This window comes from Allobosea eneae, assembly GCF_042657265.1.
GTDB lineage: Bacteria > Pseudomonadota > Alphaproteobacteria > Rhizobiales > Beijerinckiaceae > Allobosea > Allobosea eneae.
This window is the reverse complement of record NZ_JBHSLW010000006.1, coordinates 118946-140232: the sequence shown is the minus strand read 5'-3', so window position 1 is coordinate 140232 and position 21287 is coordinate 118946. Positions and strand designations below refer to the sequence as shown.

Below are 21287 nucleotides of genomic sequence, written 5' to 3'. Positions count from 1 at the left end.
GAGCGTTCCCCTGCTACTCCGGCGCATGCTCCGTCCTCCGGTCAGACTCCAGCGCAATGACATGAACACGGTCGCTGCCGTGCACCGCGCAAGTTTTGACGAGCGCTTGCCCTGGCTGGCCGGGCTGCACACGCCCGAGGAAGACCGCGCCTATTTCCGGAACGTCGTCTTCGAGGAATGCGAGGTCTGGGGCACGCTCGAGGGCAGCATGCTCACCGGCTTCATCGCCTTCCGCGCCGGTTGGATCGATCAGCTCTACGTACTGCCGGCCTATCAAGGCCAGGGTGTGGGCAGCGCGTTGCTGGACGTCGCGCAGAGGCGTTGCTCCGAACTCAACCTCTGGACGTTTCAGCGCAACGCGATCGCCCGGCGCTTCTATGAGCGGCACGGCTTTATGGCGGCCGAGCTAACTGACGGATCGCGCAATGAAGAGCGCGAGCCCGACATCCGCTATATCTGGCGCAGGCCTGATCAATCTCACGGTCGAGGCGTGATCTAAATTTCCGCAAACAGCCGCCGCTGCAACTCGTCCCACAACTCCGGCGATTGCGCCGCCAGGATGCCAGAGCCCTGCTCCGCCGGCCTGTAAGGGCGCCCGTCGAAGCGCGCCGCACGGCCGCCGGCCTCTTCGAGAAAGAGAGCGCCCGGCGCATGGTCCCAGGGCAGGCCACGCCAGAACACGACGAAGTTCTGCTCGCCGCGCACGATAGCCGGGTATTCCTCACCGGCGCAAAACATCCCCGGCAGGATGGCGGCGAGGTCCCGGCCATTAGCGTGCACGCGCGCCGTGATCTCGGCTGGCAGGAAGCGCGTGAGCACGCCGCCGCGCAGTCCGGTCCATTGCGGTGGCCTCCCCACCCTGACGCGCCGGCCATCGATCCAGGCGCCGGCGCCGCGCTCGGCGACATGGATGGTATCGGTCGCCGGGCTGAGCATCCAGGAGGCGACCGGCTCGCCCTCGCGCAGCAGCGCCACCATCATCGAGAAGCACGGGCTGCCCTTGACGAAGTTCGAGGTGCCATCGATCGGATCGACGACGAAAACAGTGCCCTCGCCCAGCCCCTGCAACAGTTCCGGCTGCGCCGAGACCGCCTCCTCGCCGATCACCCGCGAACCCGGCAGCAGCGCGGGCAGGCGGAGATTGAGCAGCTGCTCGGCCTCTTCGTCCGCGATCGTGACCTCTTCGCCAGGCGATTTCACCCGGACCTCGGCTTCCGCGAGCTTGCGGAAGCGCGGCATCACCACCCCGGCTGCGACCTCGCGCAGCAGGTCGGAGACCTGCCCGATCAGCTCCTGTCCCGCCATCGTCAGAAGCCCCGCCCCTCCAGCTCGGCTTCGGCTTCGGTGATGTAGTCCCGGATCACCGGCACGGCGCTCTTGTGCGGGCCGAGCAGCAGCTGGAACACCATGTCGCCGCCGATACCGAAGGAGATCGAGCAGGCGGAGAGGTAGAACTCCCACATCCGCGCGAAGCGCTCGCCCAGCATCGTCACCACCTCCGGCCGGTGCGCCATGAAGCGCTCGCGCCAGGCTTCCAGCGTCCAGTGATAGTGCCGGCGCCAGAACTCGCAGTCGGAATGCCAGAGGCCCGTCTGCTCGACCGCGGCGAAGACCTCCGACAGCGCCGGGGCATAGCCGCCGGGGAAGATGTACTTGTCGAAGAACGGGCCGGTGAAACCGGGCGGACCGACGCGGCCGATGCAATGGACGAGCGCGATCCCATCCGGGGTGAGCAGGTCGCGGATCTTCTCGAAATATTCGAGGTAATGCGCGACGCCGACATGCTCCATCATGCCGACCGAGACGACGCGGTCGAACGTCCCGGTCAGCTCGCGATAATCCTTGTTGATGAAGTTCACGGCATCGCCGACGCCGGCGGCTTCCGCCCGCTTCTGCGCCGCCGCCATCTGGTCGGGCGAGACGTTGAGCCCGGTCACCTTGGCGCCGCAGGCCTTGGCGAGATAGATCGAGAGCTCGCCCCAGCCCGAGCCGATATCGAGCACCTTCATGCCGGGCTCGATCTTCAGCTTAGCGGCGATGTGGCGGAGCTTGGCCTTCTGCGCGTTTTCCAATCCTACGTCAGGAGAATGCCAGTAAGCGCAGGAATAGGTCATCGTCTCGTCGAGCCAGAGCCGGTAGAACTCGGTCGGGATGTCGTAGTGGTGCTTCACCTTCTTGCCGGCGACGCCGAGCGGATTGTGCATCCGCCAGCGCCGGATTTTGAAGCGGATCTTGCGGATCGCCGCCTGCAGCGGGTGCTTGCGCAATTCGCTGCGCTGGATCCAGAACAGCGTCAGGAGGTCATGGATGGTCGAGCCGTCCTCGAACTCGATCCGCTCATCCATATAGCCTTCGGCCAGCGCCAGCTCGGGATTGAGGAAGAGCTCGCGCTCGATCCTGGTATCCTTGAAGCGCACCGTCACCTCGCCGGCGACGACGGGCTTGCCGGCGAAGACGAATTCGGTCCGGCCCGGCCCGAAGACGTGTCGCTGGCCGTCCGGCGCGATCACGGTCAGACGCCCCTTGCGGATCGAGCGCTTCAGCAGTTTCGGCAACAGCAGCATGGTGGGGCAGGCTCCGGTCGATCGCGCGCAAGCTATTGGTTCGTCCGAGGCAGCACAAACCCTGCGTGCAATCAACCTGACTCCATCGTCAGCACAGCCATGCTAGGGGTTTGCGCCAAGGCGCCCCGGCGCCACCCTCGAGACGGAAGCCCGATGTCCTGGCGTGATTTCTGGAATGGCGAGCATGCGATCTACGTCTCGGATCGCCACAAGGCCCTGCACTATCGCCGCATCGCCCAGGACATTGCTGCCGCGGTCCCGTCGAAAAATGCCGTCGTGCTCGATGTCGGCTGCGGCGAGGCGTTCCTGGCCGATCTCGTCGCCGGCGTCGCCGGCCGGCTGATCCTCTGCGAGGCGGCGCCGGCCGTCCGCGACAGGCTGGAAGCTCGCTTTGGCGAGATTGCCAATCTCTCGGTGCTGTCTCCCGAAGAGGTCGAGGTTCTGCCAGGCGATTCGCTCGACCTCGTCGTCGCCAACTCGCTGATCCAGTATCTCAGCGAGGATGAGCTGAGGCGGGCGCTCGCCACCTGGCGCGCCAAGCTCAAGCCCGGCGGCGAGCTCATCCTCGCCGACGTGATCCCGCCCGACCTCTCGCCCCTGACCGACGCGATCGAACTGCTCGGCTTCGCCTGGCGCGGCGGCTTCTTCATCGCCGCGCTCGGCGGATTGGTGCGCACCGTCTTCTCGGATTACCGCAAGCTGCGGGCACAATACGGGCTCTCGACTTACAGTGCCGCCGGCATCACCGCGCTGGTCGAGGCTGCCGGCTTCAAGGGCGTCACACGCCGCACGAATTTCGGCCATAATCCGCGCCGCATGGCCTTCTCGGCGCGCAAGCCACTGGCAGCGGAGACTCCTGTGCCATGACCTCGCTCGCGCTCATACTCACCATCGTCACGCTGGCCCTGGCTGGCGCCATGGCAGGCTTCTTCTATGCCTATTCGATGTCGGTGATGTGGGCGCTCGACGCGGTCGATCCGAAGGCTGCGATCGCGTCGATGCAGAGCATCAACATCGTCGTGCGCAACGCGATCTTCTTCCCCGCCTTCTTCGGCACGCCGGTGGTGGCGCTGCTCGCGGCCGGGCTCTGGTGGAAGGAGGGGATCGGGCAGGTCGCCCTGCTGCTCGTGCTCGCCGCCATCGTCTATCTGGCGGGAACCTTCCTCGTCACCCTCGTCGCCAACGTGCCGATGAACGAGGCGCTCGCCATCGCCACGATTCCTGCCGATCCCGAGCAGGCGCGGACGCTCTGGCAGACCTATTCCCGCCCGTGGACGCTGTGGAACCATCTCCGGACACTCGCGAGCCTCGTCAGCCTCCTGCTGGTCGGCTGGGCGCTCTACGCCGCCGGGCAAATGCCCTCGGCCTGATCCTGATCAGGCTTCTTCGCGCTCGGCGAAGGAGAAGAATTTGTGCCCGGCGAAGGTGAAGACCATCACGATCAGCGTGGTGACCACCTGCATCGGCAAATAGGGCAGCCCGGCGAGCTTGACGAAGAGGTGCATCAGCATGCCGGTGAGCAGGAAGCCGACGAAAGCAATCAGGCCAAAGCGCCAGCTCGCCTCGCCATGCGTGCGCGTCGCCACGAAGGTGAGCCAGCGGTTCAGCACATAGGAGACGACGCCGCCGAGTACGAAACCGGCGAGCGACGCCAGGACGGGATCGACCCCGCCGAGCTCGACCAGGCCGATCAGCAAACTGTAATGCGCGCCCGCCGCCACCCCGCCCGAAAAGGCATAGGCGACGAGTTGCCTAGCGCGGCGGGGAAGATGGTTCAGCATCCGGAGCAGGATACACCCGGATACTGAACGGAATCCTACGGCCGATCAGCCCGCATCGCTGCCGGCGAGATTGGCCGGCATGCCCTCGACAGGCAGGTCGAGCGCCTGCTTCAGCGTCTCGAGATTGTATTCGCGGATGCGGCCATTCGTGGGGTCGCTGACATAGGCGCTGCCGCCGACCACCGCGAGCGACGGCGTCGGGGTCTTGGCGCCGTACTGGCAGTCGAAGGCCGGCACGGCCTCGAAGCTGGCGAGCTCCTTCCAGGCAGCGACGTCATAGACCCTGAGCTTGCCATCCGGCGTCAGATTTGCGAGCCGCCGGCCATTGGCCGAGAGTTCGAACTGGCAGGCCGACTGGCCGCCCGGGACCGGCAGGACATCGGCCGCGGTCAGCGACTTGGCGGTCGGATCGACCCGGAGCAGGCCATCATAGGGCGAGGTCTTGCCGTAGTTGGCGACCATGAACTTCGCGCCGGCTTTGGCCTTGATCGTGCTCAGCCGGCGCCCGTCGGGATAGGCGAGCTTGTGCGCGCTTAACTTCGCCCCGGCCTGCGACAGCACCAGCATGCCGCCGCCCTCCCCCTCGGCGCAGCCGAAGACATGGCGGCCATCGGCCGCGGCATGGCCGTGATAGAGCTTGCAGGAGGCGTCGGGCTTGGCCGGGTCGTTGAGGCTGGCGAGCTTGGTCCAATCGCCCTTGGTCCGGTCGAGGATCTCGAACCCATTCGGCCGCGACGAAGCGCTCTTGTCCTCGCCCTTCACATAGACCGGGTTCGGCACCGACATCAGCCAGCGCCCCTCGCCGAGCGGCACGACGATGCCGTGCTGCGGCCCCGGGCTCGGCCATTCCGTCAGCGCCGGCTTGTCCTTGGAAAGATCGTTGATCGCGACCAGCACCGCCTTCGCCGTGCTCTGCCCGTCCCAGGGGCGGATGCCGTCATAGAATAGTGCGAGCTGGCCATGGCCGGAGATGACATGGGCCGGCTTCTGGCCGGTCAACGTCAGGTCGAGGAGCTTCACCGGCCCCTTCTCGATGTCGTTGTGGTCGCCATGCGACTCGATCGTCAGGCCGGTGTCGAGGAAGCGGATCGTGCCGGCATCGTCGCCGGTCTTGATCACCACGAAGCGGCCGCCCTGCGCCGTGGCGAAGCCGGGATTGGCCTTGGGCACGTCGAAGCTGTGGGTGACCTCGCCGCTATCGAGATCGAGCACCCGCACGACCGGTTTCTCATGATCGGCGAAGACCAGACGGCCGCGCAGCACGGCATGGTCATGGGCCAGGGCCGGCAGGCTCGACAGCAAGGCAGATAGCGCAAGGAAAGACAGGAAGTTGAAACGCATTGGTAAATCTCCGAACTAGCGCCACGAAAAGCAGAAAAAACGGCTTGAAATCCTTCAGCCCTCATCCTGAGGAGCGATCCAAAGGATCGCGTCTCGAAGGATGCTCCAGCTGGTTCCGGAGTCTCCGGGAGCATCCTTCGAGACGGCCCTGCGGGCCTCCTCAGGATGAGGGCTACGCATGCGGACGGAAGCTCAGGCGGCGGTCGCCCGGCGCCAGGCCGGGAACGGATCCGGCAGGTCCCGGTAGCGCTCGGGCTTGAAGGCGATGGTCGGGGTCTCGCCGAGCAGGCAGGCATCAAGGGCGGCGGTGATGGCGCGTTCGTCCATGCCGGCCCCGATGAAGACCAGTTCCTGCCGGCGATCGCCCCAGACCGAGTGCCAGTGCCGGTTCAGGATCGCCTTCCACTCGGGATGGTCGGGCCAGCGCGGACGCGGCACCGCGGCCCACCAGAAGCCCATCGCTTCGGTCCGGCAGATGCTACCTGCGAGCGACATCTCGCCGACCCATTCCGGCCGCGTCGCCAGCCAGAAATGGCCCTTGGCCCGGATCAGCCCCGGCCAGGTCCGGGAGAGGAAGGCGTTGAATTTTTCCGGGTGGAACGGCCGGCGCGCCCGGTAGACGAAGGAGGAGATGCCGTACTCCTCGGTCTCCGGCACATGGTCCTTGAAGCCGTAAAGCTCCTTGTGCCAGAGCGGATGCTCCTGCGCCTTCTCATGGTCGAACAGGCCGGTATCGAGGATCTGATCGAGCGCCACGCGGCCGAAATCGGCCTCGATCAATCGCGCATCGGGATTGAGCGCCCGGATCACCAATTTTGCCTGCGCCGCGGCCTCAGGCCCGGCATCGCCGACCTTGTTGAGCACGACGACGTCGGCGAACTCGATCTGCTCGACCAGGAGATCGACCAGCGTGCGCTCGTCGCCCTCGCCGGCGGTCTCGCCGCGCTCGCGCAAGAAGTCGCGCGAACCGTAGTCCTTGAGCAGGTTCACCGCATCGACCACCGTCACCATGGTGTCGAGCCGAGCGAGATCGGACAGCGAGAAGCCGTCCTCGTCGCGGAATTCGAAGGTCGCGGCGATCGGCAGCGGCTCGGCGATGCCGGTGCCCTCGATCAGCAGATAGTCGAAGCGCCCGTCGCGGGCGAGCCGGCCGACCTCGGCGAGGAGATCGTCGCGCAAGGTGCAGCAGATGCAGCCATTGCTCATCTCGACCAGCTTCTCGTCGGTGCGCGAGAGATCGCCACCACCGGAGCGGACCAGGTCGGCGTCGATGTTCACCTCGCTCATGTCGTTGACGATGACCGCGACCTTGCGACCCTCGCGGTTGTTGAGGACGTGGTTGAGCAGCGTCGTCTTGCCGGCGCCGAGAAAGCCGGACAGCACGGTGACGGGAAGGCGGGAGTCCATCTCGGATCTCATATTTTGTTACGTTGTAACATTTCATAGCGAGAGCGGATTGCAGAGGCAAGGCTGCGATTGAGCGTCAATATTCGATCGTGCTGCCATCCCGGACAGAGCGAAGCGGAGATCCGGGATCGATTCCGGAACCTCTTTCGGAAAAGCTCCGGAATGGGTCCCGGTTTCCCTGCGGTCGCCCGGGATGACTCACGCGCTTTTTTGGCGTGTAGCGGTCCTGCGCTGATGAGCGCTTCAGAAGTCACCGAACCTCGCTAAGCTCGCGAGAAGGTACCGGGCTGGCGCGGAAAGCTGGCGGCCCTCGGCAGCCGCGCCGTGTTCGGGCCGGGCTGCCCGTGTTGCGGATAGGTTAGCGGCGCGACCACTTCGCGTCGTCATGCTCGGCCTTGTGCCGAGCATCCACGTCTCGACCACCGCATCGCCTAAAGGAAGACGTGGATGGTCGGGACAAGCCCGACCATGACGGAGAGGACGATCAAACGTCGATCTTGATCCGCGGCACCGAGGGATCGCGCCGTGCCGTCTCGATCACGCTGTCGAGCAGGCCGGGAAAGCGCCGCTCGAACTCCTCGCGGCGGATGCTGAGGAAACGCACCGTCCCCTCTGCCCGCGACCGCGTGATCCCGGCCTCGCGCAATTTGGCGAAATGGTAGGAGAGCAGCGAGGGCGAGGCGAGCTGGGTGAAGGCGCCGCAGCGCGCCTTGTCGACCTCGTCGCAATCGGCGAGCGAGACCAGGATGCCGAGCCGGATCGGATCGCCCAGCGCCGCGAACACGTCGGCCGGCAGGACATCCTCGATCTCGGGGTGGAAGAGCTGCTTCATCACCTCTGGAATAATTGCATCGGCTGCTCCTGACAAGTTTCAATGATCCTTGAATTTAGGATTGACTCATGGTCGGCCGACGCCCATGATTCAACGATCATTGAAATTGTCGGCAACTCCCCACGGAGCGCTCTGCCATGGACATCCGTCTTCTCCTGCTGGCCGGCGGCGCCTTCGCCATCGGCACCGGCAGCCTCGTCATCACCGGCATCCTCCCCAATCTCGCCGCCGCCTTCGGCGTCAGCGTCGATACGGCCGGCCTGCTGATCTCGATCTTCGCCATCGCCTATGCCATCGGCTCGCCGGTGCTCTCGACCCTGTTCGGCAATCTCGACCGCCGGCTCGTGCTGGTCGGCTCGCTCACCGTCTTCACCCTCGCCAATCTCGTCGCCGCCTTCACCAGCGACTTCACCTGGCTGATGCTGGCGCGCATCGTCATGGCGCTCGGCTCTGGCGTGTTCATGCCGGCGGCGAACGCGGTCGCCGTGGCGCTGGTGCCGCCCGAGCGCCGGGCCCGCGCCATCGCGCTGGTCACCGGCGGCATGACCGTGTCGCTGATCCTCGGCGTGCCGCTCGGCACCGCCGTCGCGACGCTCGGCTGGCACTTCGCCTTCCTCGTCGTGGCGCTGTTCGGCGCGCTCGCGCTCGCCGGTCTGCTGTTCAAGATGCCGGCGGGCCTGCCGCGCGGCGCCAACACGCTCGCCGAGCGGCTCCAGGTCGCGCGTCGCGGCGATGTCCTGCTGGCGCTCGGCACCACCGCGCTTTGGACCACCGGCGCCTTCACGCTCTACACCTATGTCGCCCCCTTCCTCGCAGCCCATGCCGGCATCGCCGGCCATTGGCTGAGCGCGACGCTGGTGCTGACCGGCATCGGCTCGGCGCTGGGCAACCAGCTCGGCGGCCAGGCCAGCGACCGCTTCGGCCCGGTGCCGACACTGACCTTCGTGCTGACCCTGCTCGCAGCCTCGCTCGCCGCCGCCTCGCTCGTCGCGGTGACTCTGCCGCCGGCGGTCGCGATTGTCGTCCTGCCGGTGATCCTGATGATCTGGAGCGGCGCCGGCTGGGCCGGGCATCCCTCGCAGATGTCGCGCCTCGCCGCGATGGCGCCCGATGCGGTCGTGGTCGCGCTCTCGCTCAACGCCTCGGCGCTCTATGTCGGCATCGCCGCCGGCGCGGCGCTCGGCCAGCAGGTGCTGCGCCACGGCGCCTCCTGGCAGCTCGGCGTCGTCGGCGCGGCCTGCGAGCTCGGCGCACTCGGCCTGCTGCTGATCGGGACGCAGCGGCGCAAGGCGGCGGCCCGCAAGGCCGCTCGCGTCGGCGAGGTTGCGGTCGCGCCGACCTCGCAATGACGATGGGGCCGTCTCAGGAGTCGTTGCTGTTGATCATCGCGGCAAACCTCAGGCCCTGACCTCGAACACCATGTTGAACGGCGTCTCGGTGGCGCGGCGGAACCGGGTGAAGCCGGCGTCGAGCGCGACCTTGCGCAAACGCATCTCGCCTGCCTGCGCGCCGAGCCCTAATCCCACCTCCTGCGCCATCGAGGCCGGCGTGCAGATCATCGTCGACGCCCCGTAGAAGATCCGGCCGACGGGATTGAGGTTCTGCTTGAGATTGTCGTGGGCGAAGGGCTCGACGATCATCCAGGTGCCGCCCGGCGCCAGCGTTTCCTTGACATGGCGGCCGGCCCCGACCGGATCGCCCATATCGTGCAGGCAGTCGAACATCGCGACGAGATCATAGCTCGCCGCCGGAAAATCCTTGGCGCTCGCCCGCTCGAAGACGATGCGATCGCCGACCCCGGCCTTCTGCGCCGCCTCCTTGCCCTTCTCGATCGAGGGGCCGTGATAGTCGAAGGCGTAGAAGCGCGACTTCGGATAGGCCTGCGCCATTAGGATAGTCGAGGCGCCATGGCCGCAGCCGACATCGGCGACGACGGCGCCGGCTTCGAGCTTGGCCTTGACGCCGTCCAGCGCGGGAATCCAGCTGCTCACCAGATTGGTGTTGTAGCCCGGCCGGAAGAAGCGCTCGGTGCCGCGGAACAGGCAGTTGCTGTGCTCGTGCCAGCCCAGCCCCGCGCCGGTCCTGAAGGCCTCCTCGACCTTGGGCTCGTCGACCCACATCGACTGGACGATCTCGAAGGCGCCGGCGAAGAAGGCCGGGCTGCCCTCCTCGGCGAAGGCCATGGCCTGCTCCGGCGACAGGCTGAAGCTGTCGATCGTCTCGTCATACTGAACGTACTCGGCGGCGGCCTGGGCCGAGAGCCATTCGCGGACATAGCGTTCCTTGAGGCCGGTCCGGCTGGCGAGTTCCGCCGCCGTGACGGGCTCCCCATCGGCCATCGCCTTGTAGAGGCCGAGCTGGTCGCCGAGGACGATGAGCGAGCCGGTGACGCAGGCTCCGACGTCTCCGACCAGGCGTCCCACCAAGGCATCGAGTTTCTGCGGATCGGATTGACGCATGGCCAAGCTCCTCTGGTTGGGGAGGGCGCGGCCGGGGCCTGACGCGAACCGGCTCGACGCCATCGCGGAAGCGGATGCTATACCCCGCCGGTCACCACTCAACTGCGCAAAGGGAGAAACGCGCCACCTCTGCGCGCAGGACCTGTGTGCGCATGACAGGAAGCAGCGCTTTCCGCTTCCCCCCGCCGCTCGCGGCGTCTATAGCGAGCGCCTAGCATTCATCTTTGGGCACGCGCTGGCCTCCGCTCCTTTCGATCGGACGGGCCGTGCGCGCCCGCACGGAACCGGTCGAGACCATGCCCAAGCGCACAGACATCAAGACGATCCTGATCATCGGCGCGGGCCCCATCATCATCGGTCAGGCCTGCGAGTTCGACTATTCCGGCACCCAGGCCTGCAAGACGCTGAAGGCCGAGGGCTACCGGATCGTGCTGGTCAATTCGAACCCGGCGACGATCATGACCGATCCGGAGCTGGCCGACGCGACCTATGTCGAGCCGATCACGCCTGAGATCGTCGCCAAGATCATCGAGAAGGAACGCAACGTCCTGCCCGGCGGCTTCGCCCTGCTGCCGACCATGGGCGGCCAGACGGCGCTCAACTGCGCGCTCTCGCTCCAGAAGATGGGCGTGCTGGAGAAATTCGATGTCGAGATGATCGGCGCCACCGCCGACGCGATCGACAAGGCCGAGGATCGCGAGCGCTTCCGCGAGGCGATGACCAAGATCGGCCTCTCGACCCCGCGCTCGCACCACGTCAAGACGCTCGGCGCCGCGCTGGAAGCGCTGGAGGATATCGGCCTGCCGACGATCATCCGGCCCTCCTTTACCATGGGCGGCACCGGCGGCGGCATCGCCTACAACAAGAGCGAGTTCATCGAGATCTGCGAGCGCGGCATCGACGCCTCGCCGACCAGCGAGATCCTGATCGAGGAGAGCGTCCTCGGCTGGAAGGAATACGAGATGGAGGTCGTCCGCGACAAAGCGGACAACTGCATCATCGTCTGCTCGATCGAGAATCTCGACCCGATGGGCGTCCACACCGGTGATTCGATTACCGTCGCCCCGGCGCTGACGCTGACCGACAAGGAATACCAGATCATGCGCGACGCCTCGCTGGCGGTGCTGCGCGAGATCGGCGTCGAGACGGGCGGATCGAACGTTCAGTTCGCGGTCGATCCCGAGACCGGACGCATGATCGTCATCGAGATGAACCCGCGCGTCTCGCGTTCTTCGGCGCTGGCGTCGAAGGCGACCGGCTTCCCGATCGCCAAGGTCGCGGCGCGCCTTGCCATCGGCTACACGCTCGACGAGATCGAGAACGACATCACCGGCGGCGCCACCCCGGCCTCGTTCGAGCCGACGATCGACTATGTCGTCACCAAGATCCCGCGTTTCGCCTTCGAGAAGTTCCCGGGCTCCGAGCCGACGCTGACCACCGCGATGAAGTCTGTCGGCGAGGCCATGGCGATCGGCCGCACCTTCCAGGAATCGCTGCAGAAGGCGCTGCGCTCGCTGGAGACCGGCCTCGACGGGCTCGACGAGATCGAGATCGAGGGCATCGGCCAGGGCGACGATCGCAACGCGATCAAGGCGGCACTCTCGACCCCGACGCCGGACCGCATCCTCCAGATCGGCCAGGCGATGCGCGCCGGCTTCACCGACGAGCAGATCCATGAGAGCTGCAAGGTCGATCCCTGGTTCCTCGAGCAGATGCGCGGCATCGTCGAGACCGAGGAGAAGATTCGGAAGCATGGCCTGCCGCAGACGCCGGTCGCCTTCCGCCAGCTCAAGGCGATGGGCTTCTCCGACAAGCGCCTCGCCGCGGTTGCCGGCAAAAGCGAGGCCGAGGTCCGCACCCTGCGCCGCTCGCTGCAGGTGCGCCCGGTGTACAAGCGCATCGACACCTGCGCCGCCGAGTTCGCCTCACCGACGGCCTATATGTACTCGACCTACGCCATGCCGTTTGCCGGCGCGCCGGCCGACGAAGCCAAGCCCTCCGACCGCAAGAAGGTCGTCATCCTCGGCGGTGGGCCGAACCGGATCGGCCAGGGCATCGAGTTCGACTATTGCTGCTGCCATGCCTGCTACGCATTGCGCGACGCCGGCTACGAGACCATCATGGTCAACTGCAATCCCGAGACGGTCTCGACCGATTACGACACCTCGGACCGGCTCTATTTCGAACCGCTGACCGCCGAGGACGTGCTCGAGATCCTCGAGACCGAGAAGCAGGCCGGCACGCTGCACGGCGTCATCGTCCAGTTCGGCGGCCAGACCCCGCTGAAGCTGGCGCATGCGCTGGAAGAGGCCGGCATCCCGATCCTCGGCACGTCGCCCGATGCGATCGACCTTGCCGAGGACCGCGACCGCTTCAAGCGCCTGCTCGACAAGCTGCATCTCAAGCAGCCCAAGAACGGCATCGCCTATTCGGTCGAGCAGTCGCGTCTGATCGCGGCCGAGCTCGGTCTGCCCTTCGTGGTGCGCCCATCCTATGTGCTCGGCGGCCGCGCCATGGCGATCATCCGCGACGAGGTGATGTTCGAGGACTACCTGCTCGGCACCCTGCCCTCGCTGATCCCCTCCGAGGTCAAGGCCAAGTACCCGAACGACAAGACCGGCCAGATCAACACCGTCCTTGGCAAGAACCCGCTGCTGTTCGACCGCTATCTCTCCGATGCGATCGAGGTCGACGTCGATTGCCTCTGCGACGGCAAGGACGCCTTCATCGCCGGCATCATGGAGCATATCGAGGAGGCCGGCATCCATTCCGGCGATTCAGCCTGCTCGCTACCGCCGCGCTCGCTCTCGCCCGAGCTGATCGCCGAGCTGGAGCGCCAGAGCAAGGCGATGGCGCTCGCCCTCGACGTCGGCGGCCTGATGAACGTGCAATACGCCATCAAGGACGGCGACATCTATGTGCTCGAGGTCAATCCGCGGGCCTCGCGCACCGTGCCTTTCGTCGCCAAGGTGATCGGCCAGCCGATCGCCAAGATCGCGGCGCGGCTGATGGCCGGCGAGAAGCTCGCCAGCTTCGGCCTTAAGCAAGAGAAGCTCCAGCATGTCGGCGTGAAGGAGGCGGTGTTCCCCTTCGCCCGCTTCCCCGGCGTCGACGTGCTGCTCGGGCCGGAGATGCGCTCGACCGGCGAGGTCATCGGCCTCGACCGCTCCTTCGACGTCGCCTTCGCCAAGAGCCAGCTCGGCGCCGGCTCCAAGCTGCCGGTCAAGGGTACGGTCTTCGTCTCGGTCCGCGACGAGGACAAGCCGCGCATCCTGCCCTCGGTCGCGATCCTGGCCGAGCTGGGCTTCCAGATCGTCGCGACCGGCGGCACGCTGCGCCTGCTCCAGGAGAACGGCATCCGCGCCAGCAAGATCAACAAAGTGCTGGAAGGCCGCCCGCACGTCGTCGACGCGATCAAGAACGGCGAGATCCAGCTCGTCTTCAACACCACCGACGGTCCACAGGCGCTGGCGGACTCGCGCTCGCTGCGCCGGGCGGCCCTCTTGCACAAGGTGCCCTATTATACCACCTTGGCCGGAGCGATCGCCGCGGCGGAGGGCATCAAGGCCTATTGCAGCGGAGATCTCGAAGTGAGGTCGCTGCAATCCTATTTCGCCCGCGCCGCCTGAACCGGCTGCGCGGCGAAGTAGTTTTCTGACGATCGGGAGCGATTCGGGCGCGTTGGCCTTAAGCTGGCGCGTGACCGATCGCTTTTCATAACTGGGACGGAACGATGGACAAGGTTCCCATGACGGCCGGCGGTTTCGCCGCCCTCGAAGTCGAGTTGAAGCAGCGCCAGCAGGTCGAGCGCCCGCGCATCATCCAGGCGATCGCGGAAGCGCGCGCGCTGGGCGATCTCTCGGAGAATGCCGAGTATCACGCTGCCAAGGAGGCCCAGTCGCTGAACGAGGGCCGCATCATGGAGCTCGAATCGCTGATCGGCCGCGCCGACATCATCGATGTCAGCAAGCTTGGCGGCGACACCATCAAGTTCGGTGCCACCGTCAAGCTGATCGACGACGATACCGAGGAAGAGAAGCTCTACCAGATCGTCGGCGAGCCGGAATCGGACGTGAAGTCCGGCAAGGTCTCGATCGGCTCGCCGATCGCGCGCGCTTTGATCGGCAAGAAGGTCGGCGATTCCGTCCAGGTCAACACGCCGGGCGGCGGCAAGTCCTACGAGGTCGTCAGCGTCGCCTTCCGCTGATCGGACGACTTGGCCAGTCCTGCGGCAGTACCTAGATTAGAGATCCGACTGCCGCCGGAGACCACGTCATGACCACGCGCCGCGCATTTCTCACCGGGTCCGCCGCGCTCGCTGCCGGCGGGCTCGTTTCGCTTCCGGTGCTGGCGCAGGGTATCGCCATCGGCGGCATCCGTGTCGATGCGCGCCTGCTCGGCCCGCAGGGCTGGGGCGAGAATGCGCCGCGGATCGGCCGCGCCCTCGAGCGGGAACTTGCTCGTCAGCTCATCGCGCTGCGCCAGCGCGGCGGCCCGATCCTGCTCGTCACCGTCAAGGGCCTCTGGCTCGCCAGCGCCGCCGGCGGCGGCATGGCCGGCGATGGCGGTGGCGGCAATAGCGACGATATGGACACGGTCGCTGATGTGATCGACCGCGGCCGCCTGGTCGTCAGCCACAACATCCGCTCGATGCTCCCCTCCAACTCGGGAGGCGCCTGGTATCGGCCGGACATCGACGAGCGCCGAGTCGCTGCCCTGCTGGAGAACAACGCCCTGTGGATCAAGCGCTATCTCGGCGCCTGAGGCCATGCTCGTCCGCCGCACCATCCTGATCGGCCTGGCCACGACAATGCTGGCGGGCTGCCAGACGATCGGGCAGACCACGCCGCCGGTCGCGATCGGCACGATTCGCGTCGACACCGGGCCGCTCGCCGCGAAGGGGCAGAGCGCCACAGCCGCCCAGATCAAACCGATGCTGGAGCGCGAGCTCGCCAGCCTCCGCAGCGCCCGCGGCGCAACCCTGCAGGTGACGGTCTCCGGGCTTTATTTGACGAGCTATGCCGGCGGCGCCGCGGCGACGCTCGGCAACGACACGCTGGAAAGCGAAGCGGTGCTCGTCGGCCCGGATGGCCGTGAGCTCGCCCGCTATCCGATCATGTCCATCATGGCGCCGAGCTTCAGCGGCGCCTGGTATCTGCCGGATATCAACCAGCGGCGGATCGACGCCTTGGTCGCGAACAACGCCCAGTGGATCAGGCGGGCGGTCGGCGGTTAGGCATCAGGCGTCATTCTCGGGCGAAGCGAAGCGCAGACCCGAGAATCTCCTGACGAGAAGGTGCTGGTGGGCGCTTTGTCCGGCCTGAGATGCTCGGGTCAAGCCCGAGCATGACGACCTTCTTACAAAGGCGCTATCGGCGCGTCCTTGACCCGGTCGAGCGCCAGGGCGGTACGGACATTGCGCACATTCGGCAGCGCCGTCAGGTCGGCGACGAAATCCTGGAAGGCCTTCAGGTCGGTTGCGACGCATTTCAGGATGAAGTCGATGTCGCCCGACAGAGTCCAGCACTCGCGCACCAGCGACCAGTCGCGGATCCGCCCCTGGAACGCGGCAAGGTCCGCCTCGGCCTGGCTGGCGAGATGGACGAAGGCGAAGCAGACCACCTCGATGCCGAGCTTGCGCTCGTCGAGCAGCGCCCGGTAGCCGGTGATGACGCCGGCCTCCTCAAGCGCGCGCACGCGCCTGAGGCACGGCGGCGGCGAGATGCCGACCCGGCTCGCGAGCTCGACATTGGTCATGCGCCCGTCGCTCTGCAGCTCCGTCAGGATGCGGAGATCGATCTCGTCGAGTTTGGAGCGCACAAATCCTCCTGAAATCGGGACGCGCTGGTGTAGACGGGCCATCGACGCGTTACAAGGCATCGACCACGCCAATCCCGGGCCTCTCCGCCGTGCCGACAGAAAAGACCCCTACCCTCTGGGTGCTGACCGACGGCAAGGCCGGCGACGAGGTCCAGTGCCTCGGCGTCGCCGAACGGATCGGCGTCGTCCCCGAGATCCGCCGGGTCAATCCCGGCAGGCCCTGGAGCTGGCTGATGCCGCGCGGGCCGATCGATCCGCGCGAGGCGCACGACCGGCTGAATAGTCCGATCCGGCCGCCCTTCCCCGATATCGTCATTGCCTCGGGCCGGCGCGCCGTCGCTTATCTGCGCGCCGTCAAGCAGGCCTCGAATGGAGCGACCTTCACCGTCTTCCTGAAAGACCCACGCACCGGCACCGACACCGCCGACTTGATCTGGGTTTCCGAGCACGACCGGCTGCGGGGTGAGAACGTGCTGGTGACGATCACCTCGCCGCACCGGCTCGCGCCGGACGCCCTGTCAGCGGCCCGAGCCGAGCCATTGCCGGAGATCGCCGCCCTGCCCTCGCCCCGCGCCGCCGTTCTGGTCGGCGGCGACAGCCGGCACCACAGCTTCCGGCCCGACGATATCGAGCGCTTCGCCCGCGAACTCGACGCCCTCGCCGCCTCCGGCGTCGCGCTGATGGGCTCGCGCTCGCGCCGCACCCCGCCGGCGCTCGACGCCGCGATCGGCGCGGTCTTCCGCCGCCATGGCGGCTGGTGGTGGGATGGCGCGGGCACCAACCCCTATGTGCCGCTGCTCGCCAATGCCGACGCCATCATCGCCACCGCCGATTCCACCAACATGATCGGCGAGGCCGCGGCGACCGGCATGCCGATCCTCGTCTTCGAACCGCATGGCGGCCATGGCAAGCTCGCCAGGTTCCTGGAGGCGCTGAAGCGCTACGGCGCTGTGCATCATTTCCAGGGCAAGCTTGAAGGCGGCCCTTACCAACCGCTAGATTCGACCGGAACGATCGCGGCCGCCGTCTATGACGGCTGGCGGCGTCACAAGGCAGCGATGGGGCTGGCGTGAAGCGGCCCTGATACCAATATGTCCGGCTCGTGCCGGCTCAGGAAGCAGACAGATGGCCCATATCCACGCCAAGGTGATGATCATCGGCTCCGGCCCGGCCGGCTACACCGCCGCGATCTATGCCGCCCGCGCCATGCTGGAGCCGGTTCTGATCTCCGGCCTGCAGGCCGGCGGCCAGTTGATGATCACCACCGATGTCGAGAACTATCCCGGCTTCGCCGACGTGATCCAGGGCCCCTGGCTGATGGAGCAGATGCAGGCGCAGGCGCAGCACATGGGCACCAGGATGGTCTCCGACCATATCGCCCGCGTCGATCTCTCGCAGCGCCCGTTCCGGCTCTGGGGCGATGGCGGCGACACCTATTCCTGCGATTCGCTGATCGTCTCGACCGGCGCTCAGGCGAAGTGGCTCGGCCTGCCCTCCGAGCAGGCCTTCCAGGGCTTCGGCGTCTCGGCCTGCGCCACCTGCGACGGCTTCTTCTTCCGGAACAAGCAGGTCGTCGTGGTCGGCGGCGGTAACACCGCGGTCGAGGAGGCGCTGTACCTCGCCAATCTCGCTTCCAAGGTCACGCTGGTGCACCGGCGCGATTCGCTGCGGGCCGAGAAAGTGATGCAGGAGCGCCTGTTCAAGCATCCCAAGATCGAGGTGGTCTGGGATTCGGAAGTGGCGGAAATCCTCGGCGGCACGCAGCCGCCCTCCGTGACCCATGTCCGCTTGCGCAACCTGAAGAGCGGCGCCGTGCAGGACCTGCCGACCGACGGCGTCTTCGTCGCCATCGGCCACAAGCCGGCGACCGAGCTCTTCGTCGGCCAGCTCGCCATGCGCGATTCGGGCTATCTCGACGTCGCACCCGGCACGACTCAGACGAACGTGCCCGGTGTCTTCGCCGCCGGCGATGTGACCGACGAGCATTACCGCCAGGCCGTGACCGCGGCCGGCCTCGGCTGCATGGCCGCACTCGACGCCGAACGCTGGCTGATGGCGCAGGAACTCGGCGTGCGCGAAGCGGCCGAATAACCATAAGCCGAACATATCACTGGAATTGATCAATTCCAGCACGATATTAAGGGCTAAAATCAACGGTCCCGGCAAAGGAGTCGTTGACCGGACAACTCGATCCCCCCATCATGCGCTGAACGCATAACACGGGGGGAACGCGGTGGATTGGGACCGCATCCGAATCTTCTACACGGTTGCAGAATCGGGAAGTTTCACTAAGGCTGGCGACGGGTTGGGCCTCAGCCAATCGGCTGTAAGCCGCCAGATCGGCGCGCTCGAGCGCGAACTGCGCGCGCCGCTGTTCCACCGACATACCCGCGGCCTCATTCTCACCGAGCAAGGCGAACTGCTCTGGCGCGCCGCGCGCGAGATGACGCAGCGCCTGGAGCGGACGCGCGCCCAGCTCTCGGAAACGCGCGAGCACCCGTCCGGCGAGCTCAAGGTCACGGCGACCCGTGGCCTCGGCGGCCATTGGCTGACGCCGCGCCTGGCCGAGTTCCTCGACCTCTACCCAGACATCAAGGTCGAGCTCATCCTCACCGACGAGGAGCTCGACCTCTCGATGCGCGAGGCCGACATCGCGATCCGCCTGCGCCAGCCGCAGCAGCCCGACCTGATCCAGCGCCGGCTCTTCACGGTGCACTTCCACGTCTACGGCGCGCCGGCCTATATCAAGCGCTTCGGCGAGCCGAAGAGCTATGAGGAGCTCGACAACCACCGGCTGCTCTCCTTCGGCGCCTCCTCGCCGTCCTATCTGACGGCGGTGCATTGGCTCGGCACGCTCGGCCGCGACCAGCGCAATCCGCGCCCGATCCATCTCACCGTCAACAACATCACGGCGATGAAGCGCGCGGTCGATTCGGGCGCCGGCATCGCCATCCTGCCGGACTATCTGATCGAGGCAGGCTCGCCGCTCGTGCAGCTGATGCGCGAGACCGAGATGCCGCAGCTCGAAAGTTATCTGGTCTATCCGGAGGAGATGAAGTCGGTCGCGCGCGTACAGGTCTTCCGCGATTTTCTGATCCAGAAGGCACAGCGCTGGACCTATTGAAAAACGGGCAGACGCTGCTGCAAATCGCGGCAGCGTCGTGCCTCACCTCGGCTGCGCATGCGTGCAACGCGCGGTCTTCTGGCAATTGTGACGAATTATAGCAATGAGTCATGTGGCCAGCGCATAACCGACCCGCCCTATGCTGCATTGCGAAAAGGCAGGGTCTGCCCGATATTTGACTCACGGTTGTTCGGAACGGGCTCCGCATCTCCTCCCGGCGTTGAGTTCGTTCCAGCCGTTCCCCTCTGAGATGTTTGGCGCTTTTGCGCTGGATGTTTCAAACTTTCAGGCCGGCTCCTTCGGGACGCCGGCCTTTTTTCTTTCAATCTTTGCCGTCCACTTCGAGGCACGCAGCCGAACCGCAGCACCGGATCGGCTGCTTCCGTTCAGCCGCCATGCATTTCGCCGGCGTCCTGTCGTTCGCGCCAATAGCGCGAGGCCAGTGGCCAGAGATGCCAGACGGCGCCGGCGAGCAGCGCGAAGCCGAAAAGCATCGAGCGCCGTGCGCCGCTGGTCAGCGTCTCGGCGGTGTCATCATAGGCGAGGAAAGTTTTTCCGCGAGAGGTCGCCTCGTAAACCAGCTGGCGATCGGGATCGACCAGGAAGCGGACCTGCTGGTCTCGGTCGAGCCTGTCGATGTCGTCGACCCAGAGGCCACGGGCGGGCCGGTAGAGCTGCCGGTAGTTGTATTGACCGTCGTCGCGGATAGCGGCGAGCCAGAGGTCCTGCGTCCGATACGTCGCCGTCCCGCGGCGCCCCGAGCTGACGCGGATCAGCGGCGTGCTGTAGCTCATCGGGCCGACATGGTCGGCGACCAGGAGATCGCCGCGTGCCAGCCGCAGGGTCCGCCAGCCGGCAACGAGCAGCCAGAGACCGAGGACGAGGGAGATCGCGGCGCCGAGCCGGTTCCAGAAATCCGGCGGTTTCGCAGCCTCGGCCATCGCATCTCCGGATCAGTTTTGCTCGATCGTAACACGCTCCTTGGCAGTGTCAGAGGCGGCATTGCCGGCACGCCGCTCGAGCATGAGCAGGGCAAGGCCGGCGGCGATGATCAGCGCGGAGCCGAACAGCATGGCCGAGCTCGGCCAGTCGCCGAAGACGAGCCAGCCGAAGACCACCGCCCAGACGATCAGCGTGTACTGATAGGGCACGACGACCGAGGCCTCGGCCAGCTTGAGCGAGCGCGTCACGCAAAGATGCGCGACCATCGCGACGATGCCGAGGAGGCCGAGCAGGCCGAGATCGGGCAAGGTCGGCGTCACCCAGCCGAAGGGCAGCAACGCGACCCCCATCACCAGGGCGCCCAGCGTCTGCCAGAACACCAGCGTGACATCGGGCGTGCCGCGCAACTGCCGGCCAGTGATCATCATCGCCGCAAAGGAGAAGCTGCCGACAAGCGCGATGATCGCCGGCAGCGACAGGCTCTGCGCCGAGGGGTTGAGCGTGATCACGACGCCGACGAAGCCGGCCGCCACTGCGAGCCAGCGCCCGGTATCGACGCGCTCTCCGAGCAGCAGCGCAGCCAGCACCACCGCCCAGATCGGCGCGGCCAGCCAGAACGTCATCGTGTCGGCGAGCGGCAGATAGGACACTGCCCAGTAGAACAGCGCGACCTCGCAGGAGCCGAGCGTGACGCGCAGCAGCTGCAGGCCGGGGCGTTCGGGCCGCAGCGTGCGGCGGACGCCCTGCTTCACCACGAAGGGGATGATCGCCAGCAGGGCTGCGGCGGAGCGCAGCAGCAGGACCTGGCCGACCGTGTAGGTCGCGACCAGCCATTTCCCCATCACATCGTTGAGCGAGAACAGCAGGATGCCGAGCAGCATCATCAGAATGCCGGCGAAGGTGGCGTTTCGGGAGGGCATGGTCTCGTGGCGGGCAGCGGATGGGGCGCTCTTCATGACCTGCCGCGCCAGGAGCGACAAGCCGGCTGCGCGCAAGGGGCGGGCGCAGCGCAGGCAA

General features: G+C 66.5%; 21 protein-coding genes. 11 read left to right on the top strand and 10 right to left on the bottom strand.

Features of this window, described 5'->3' with window-relative positions; all coding sequences use genetic code 11:
• Positions 1 to 61 precede the first annotated feature (61 nt).
• Positions 62 to 499 (top strand): GNAT family N-acetyltransferase, encoded by a 438-nt coding sequence (locus ACFPOB_RS04685; RefSeq protein ID WP_377796300.1) that lies wholly within the window; start codon positions 62 to 64, stop codon positions 497 to 499.
• On the opposite strand, the gene ACFPOB_RS04680 is transcribed toward ACFPOB_RS04685, so the two are convergent.
• Positions 496 to 1305: an inositol monophosphatase family protein gene (locus ACFPOB_RS04680; RefSeq protein ID WP_377796299.1), complete on the bottom strand. Its 810-nt coding sequence runs from the start codon at positions 1303 to 1305 to the stop codon at positions 496 to 498. The genes ACFPOB_RS04685 and ACFPOB_RS04680 overlap by 4 nt on opposite strands.
• A gap of 2 nt (positions 1306 to 1307) precedes the next feature.
• Positions 1308 to 2564, bottom strand: coding sequence for a class I SAM-dependent methyltransferase (locus ACFPOB_RS04675; protein ID WP_377796297.1), 1257 nt, complete (start codon positions 2562 to 2564; stop codon positions 1308 to 1310).
• Between the two features lie 153 nt (positions 2565 to 2717).
• Here ACFPOB_RS04675 and ACFPOB_RS04670 point away from each other — a divergent pair, with 153 nt between their 5' ends.
• Both ACFPOB_RS04670 and ACFPOB_RS04665 read left to right on the top strand, forming a co-directional pair.
• Positions 2718 to 3431 carry a class I SAM-dependent methyltransferase gene (locus ACFPOB_RS04670; protein WP_377796295.1) on the top strand — a complete coding sequence of 238 codons (714 nt, stop codon included), beginning with the start codon at positions 2718 to 2720 and terminating at the stop codon, positions 3429 to 3431.
• The gene (locus ACFPOB_RS04665; protein ID WP_377796294.1) at positions 3428 to 3934 is read left to right on the top strand and encodes an anthrone oxygenase family protein; all 507 of its coding nucleotides are present in this window, start codon (positions 3428 to 3430) and stop codon (positions 3932 to 3934) included. The genes ACFPOB_RS04670 and ACFPOB_RS04665 overlap by 4 nt, the downstream gene beginning before the upstream one ends.
• Positions 3935 to 3940: 6 nt before the next feature.
• On the opposite strand, the gene ACFPOB_RS04660 is transcribed toward ACFPOB_RS04665, so the two are convergent.
• The 4 genes from ACFPOB_RS04660 to ACFPOB_RS04645 form a co-directional block, all read right to left on the bottom strand.
• Complete coding sequence (locus tag ACFPOB_RS04660; protein ID WP_377796292.1) at positions 3941 to 4345, bottom strand: GtrA family protein; 405 nt, start codon at positions 4343 to 4345, stop codon at positions 3941 to 3943.
• A 45-nt stretch (positions 4346 to 4390) separates the two neighbouring features.
• Positions 4391 to 5686 carry a YncE family protein gene (locus ACFPOB_RS04655; RefSeq protein ID WP_377796290.1) on the bottom strand — a complete coding sequence of 432 codons (1296 nt, stop codon included), beginning with the start codon at positions 5684 to 5686 and terminating at the stop codon, positions 4391 to 4393.
• Positions 5687 to 5878: 192 nt separating this feature from the next.
• Positions 5879 to 7093, bottom strand: a complete 1215-nt coding sequence (gene zigA, locus ACFPOB_RS04650) for a zinc metallochaperone GTPase ZigA (RefSeq protein ID WP_377796289.1) — start codon at positions 7091 to 7093, stop codon at positions 5879 to 5881.
• A 484-nt stretch (positions 7094 to 7577) separates the two neighbouring features.
• Positions 7578 to 7961, bottom strand: coding sequence for an ArsR/SmtB family transcription factor (locus ACFPOB_RS04645; protein ID WP_377796287.1), 384 nt, complete (start codon positions 7959 to 7961; stop codon positions 7578 to 7580).
• 101 nt (positions 7962 to 8062) lie between these two features.
• Between ACFPOB_RS04645 and ACFPOB_RS04640 the strand changes: the two genes are divergently transcribed.
• Positions 8063 to 9274: an MFS transporter gene (locus tag ACFPOB_RS04640; RefSeq protein WP_377796285.1), complete on the top strand. Its 1212-nt coding sequence runs from the start codon at positions 8063 to 8065 to the stop codon at positions 9272 to 9274.
• 48 nt (positions 9275 to 9322) lie between these two features.
• Here ACFPOB_RS04640 and ACFPOB_RS04635 read toward each other — a convergent pair whose 3' ends face one another.
• A complete protein-coding gene (locus ACFPOB_RS04635) occupies positions 9323 to 10384 on the bottom strand; it encodes a methyltransferase domain-containing protein (RefSeq protein ID WP_377796284.1) in 1062 nt (353 codons plus the stop codon).
• A 296-nt stretch (positions 10385 to 10680) separates the two neighbouring features.
• Between ACFPOB_RS04635 and carB the strand changes: the two genes are divergently transcribed.
• From carB to ACFPOB_RS04615, 4 genes are all read left to right on the top strand, one after another.
• Complete coding sequence (gene carB / locus ACFPOB_RS04630; RefSeq protein WP_377796344.1) at positions 10681 to 14013, top strand: carbamoyl-phosphate synthase large subunit; 3333 nt, start codon at positions 10681 to 10683, stop codon at positions 14011 to 14013.
• A 104-nt stretch (positions 14014 to 14117) separates the two neighbouring features.
• Positions 14118 to 14591, top strand: coding sequence for a transcription elongation factor GreA (gene greA, locus ACFPOB_RS04625; RefSeq protein WP_377796283.1), 474 nt, complete (start codon positions 14118 to 14120; stop codon positions 14589 to 14591).
• Between the two features lie 68 nt (positions 14592 to 14659).
• Positions 14660 to 15148, top strand: coding sequence for a twin-arginine translocation signal domain-containing protein (locus tag ACFPOB_RS04620; protein WP_377796281.1), 489 nt, complete (start codon positions 14660 to 14662; stop codon positions 15146 to 15148).
• 4 nt (positions 15149 to 15152) lie between these two features.
• Positions 15153 to 15620 (top strand): hypothetical protein, encoded by a 468-nt coding sequence (locus ACFPOB_RS04615; RefSeq protein ID WP_377796279.1) that lies wholly within the window; start codon positions 15153 to 15155, stop codon positions 15618 to 15620.
• Between the two features lie 122 nt (positions 15621 to 15742).
• Here ACFPOB_RS04615 and ACFPOB_RS04610 read toward each other — a convergent pair whose 3' ends face one another.
• Complete coding sequence (locus tag ACFPOB_RS04610; protein WP_377796277.1) at positions 15743 to 16204, bottom strand: Lrp/AsnC family transcriptional regulator; 462 nt, start codon at positions 16202 to 16204, stop codon at positions 15743 to 15745.
• A gap of 89 nt (positions 16205 to 16293) precedes the next feature.
• Here ACFPOB_RS04610 and ACFPOB_RS04605 point away from each other — a divergent pair, with 89 nt between their 5' ends.
• From ACFPOB_RS04605 to ACFPOB_RS04595, 3 genes are all read left to right on the top strand, one after another.
• Positions 16294 to 17277, top strand: coding sequence for a mitochondrial fission ELM1 family protein (locus ACFPOB_RS04605; RefSeq protein WP_377796275.1), 984 nt, complete (start codon positions 16294 to 16296; stop codon positions 17275 to 17277).
• A 52-nt stretch (positions 17278 to 17329) separates the two neighbouring features.
• Positions 17330 to 18295: a thioredoxin-disulfide reductase gene (gene trxB / locus ACFPOB_RS04600; protein ID WP_377796273.1), complete on the top strand. Its 966-nt coding sequence runs from the start codon at positions 17330 to 17332 to the stop codon at positions 18293 to 18295.
• Between the two features lie 142 nt (positions 18296 to 18437).
• Entirely contained in the window at positions 18438 to 19328 is an 891-nt protein-coding gene (locus ACFPOB_RS04595) for a LysR family transcriptional regulator (RefSeq protein WP_092155998.1), read from the top strand.
• Positions 19329 to 19714: 386 nt separating this feature from the next.
• Here the strand turns inward: ACFPOB_RS04595 and ACFPOB_RS04590 are convergent, their stop codons facing one another.
• Together ACFPOB_RS04590 and ACFPOB_RS04585 are read right to left on the bottom strand one after the other, a co-directional pair.
• Positions 19715 to 20269 carry a hypothetical protein gene (locus ACFPOB_RS04590; RefSeq protein ID WP_377796271.1) on the bottom strand — a complete coding sequence of 185 codons (555 nt, stop codon included), beginning with the start codon at positions 20267 to 20269 and terminating at the stop codon, positions 19715 to 19717.
• Between the two features lie 12 nt (positions 20270 to 20281).
• Positions 20282 to 21226, bottom strand: a complete 945-nt coding sequence (locus ACFPOB_RS04585) for a DMT family transporter (protein WP_377796269.1) — start codon at positions 21224 to 21226, stop codon at positions 20282 to 20284.
• Positions 21227 to 21287: the final 61 nt, after the last annotated feature.

Bases quoted from the DNA above. Each gene is read 5' to 3' on its own strand.
- ACFPOB_RS04685 (WP_377796300.1), top strand. From the start codon at position 62: ATGAACACGGTCGCTGCCGTGCACCGCGCAAGTTTTGACGAGCGCTTG.
- ACFPOB_RS04680 (WP_377796299.1), bottom strand. From the start codon at position 1,305: ATGGCGGGACAGGAGCTGATCGGGCAGGTCTCCGACCTGCTGCGCGAG.
- ACFPOB_RS04675 (WP_377796297.1), bottom strand. From the start codon at position 2,564: ATGCTGCTGTTGCCGAAACTGCTGAAGCGCTCGATCCGCAAGGGGCGT.
- ACFPOB_RS04670 (WP_377796295.1), top strand. From the start codon at position 2,718: ATGTCCTGGCGTGATTTCTGGAATGGCGAGCATGCGATCTACGTCTCG.
- ACFPOB_RS04665 (WP_377796294.1), top strand. From the start codon at position 3,428: ATGACCTCGCTCGCGCTCATACTCACCATCGTCACGCTGGCCCTGGCT.
- ACFPOB_RS04660 (WP_377796292.1), bottom strand. From the start codon at position 4,345: ATGCTGAACCATCTTCCCCGCCGCGCTAGGCAACTCGTCGCCTATGCC.
- ACFPOB_RS04655 (WP_377796290.1), bottom strand. From the start codon at position 5,686: ATGCGTTTCAACTTCCTGTCTTTCCTTGCGCTATCTGCCTTGCTGTCG.
- zigA (WP_377796289.1), bottom strand. From the start codon at position 7,093: ATGGACTCCCGCCTTCCCGTCACCGTGCTGTCCGGCTTTCTCGGCGCC.
- ACFPOB_RS04640 (WP_377796285.1), top strand. From the start codon at position 8,063: ATGGACATCCGTCTTCTCCTGCTGGCCGGCGGCGCCTTCGCCATCGGC.
- ACFPOB_RS04635 (WP_377796284.1), bottom strand. From the start codon at position 10,384: ATGCGTCAATCCGATCCGCAGAAACTCGATGCCTTGGTGGGACGCCTG.
- carB (WP_377796344.1), top strand. From the start codon at position 10,681: ATGCCCAAGCGCACAGACATCAAGACGATCCTGATCATCGGCGCGGGC.
- greA (WP_377796283.1), top strand. From the start codon at position 14,118: ATGGACAAGGTTCCCATGACGGCCGGCGGTTTCGCCGCCCTCGAAGTC.
- ACFPOB_RS04620 (WP_377796281.1), top strand. From the start codon at position 14,660: ATGACCACGCGCCGCGCATTTCTCACCGGGTCCGCCGCGCTCGCTGCC.
- ACFPOB_RS04615 (WP_377796279.1), top strand. From the start codon at position 15,153: ATGCTCGTCCGCCGCACCATCCTGATCGGCCTGGCCACGACAATGCTG.
- trxB (WP_377796273.1), top strand. From the start codon at position 17,330: ATGGCCCATATCCACGCCAAGGTGATGATCATCGGCTCCGGCCCGGCC.
- ACFPOB_RS04590 (WP_377796271.1), bottom strand. From the start codon at position 20,269: ATGGCCGAGGCTGCGAAACCGCCGGATTTCTGGAACCGGCTCGGCGCC.
- ACFPOB_RS04585 (WP_377796269.1), bottom strand. From the start codon at position 21,226: ATGAAGAGCGCCCCATCCGCTGCCCGCCACGAGACCATGCCCTCCCGA.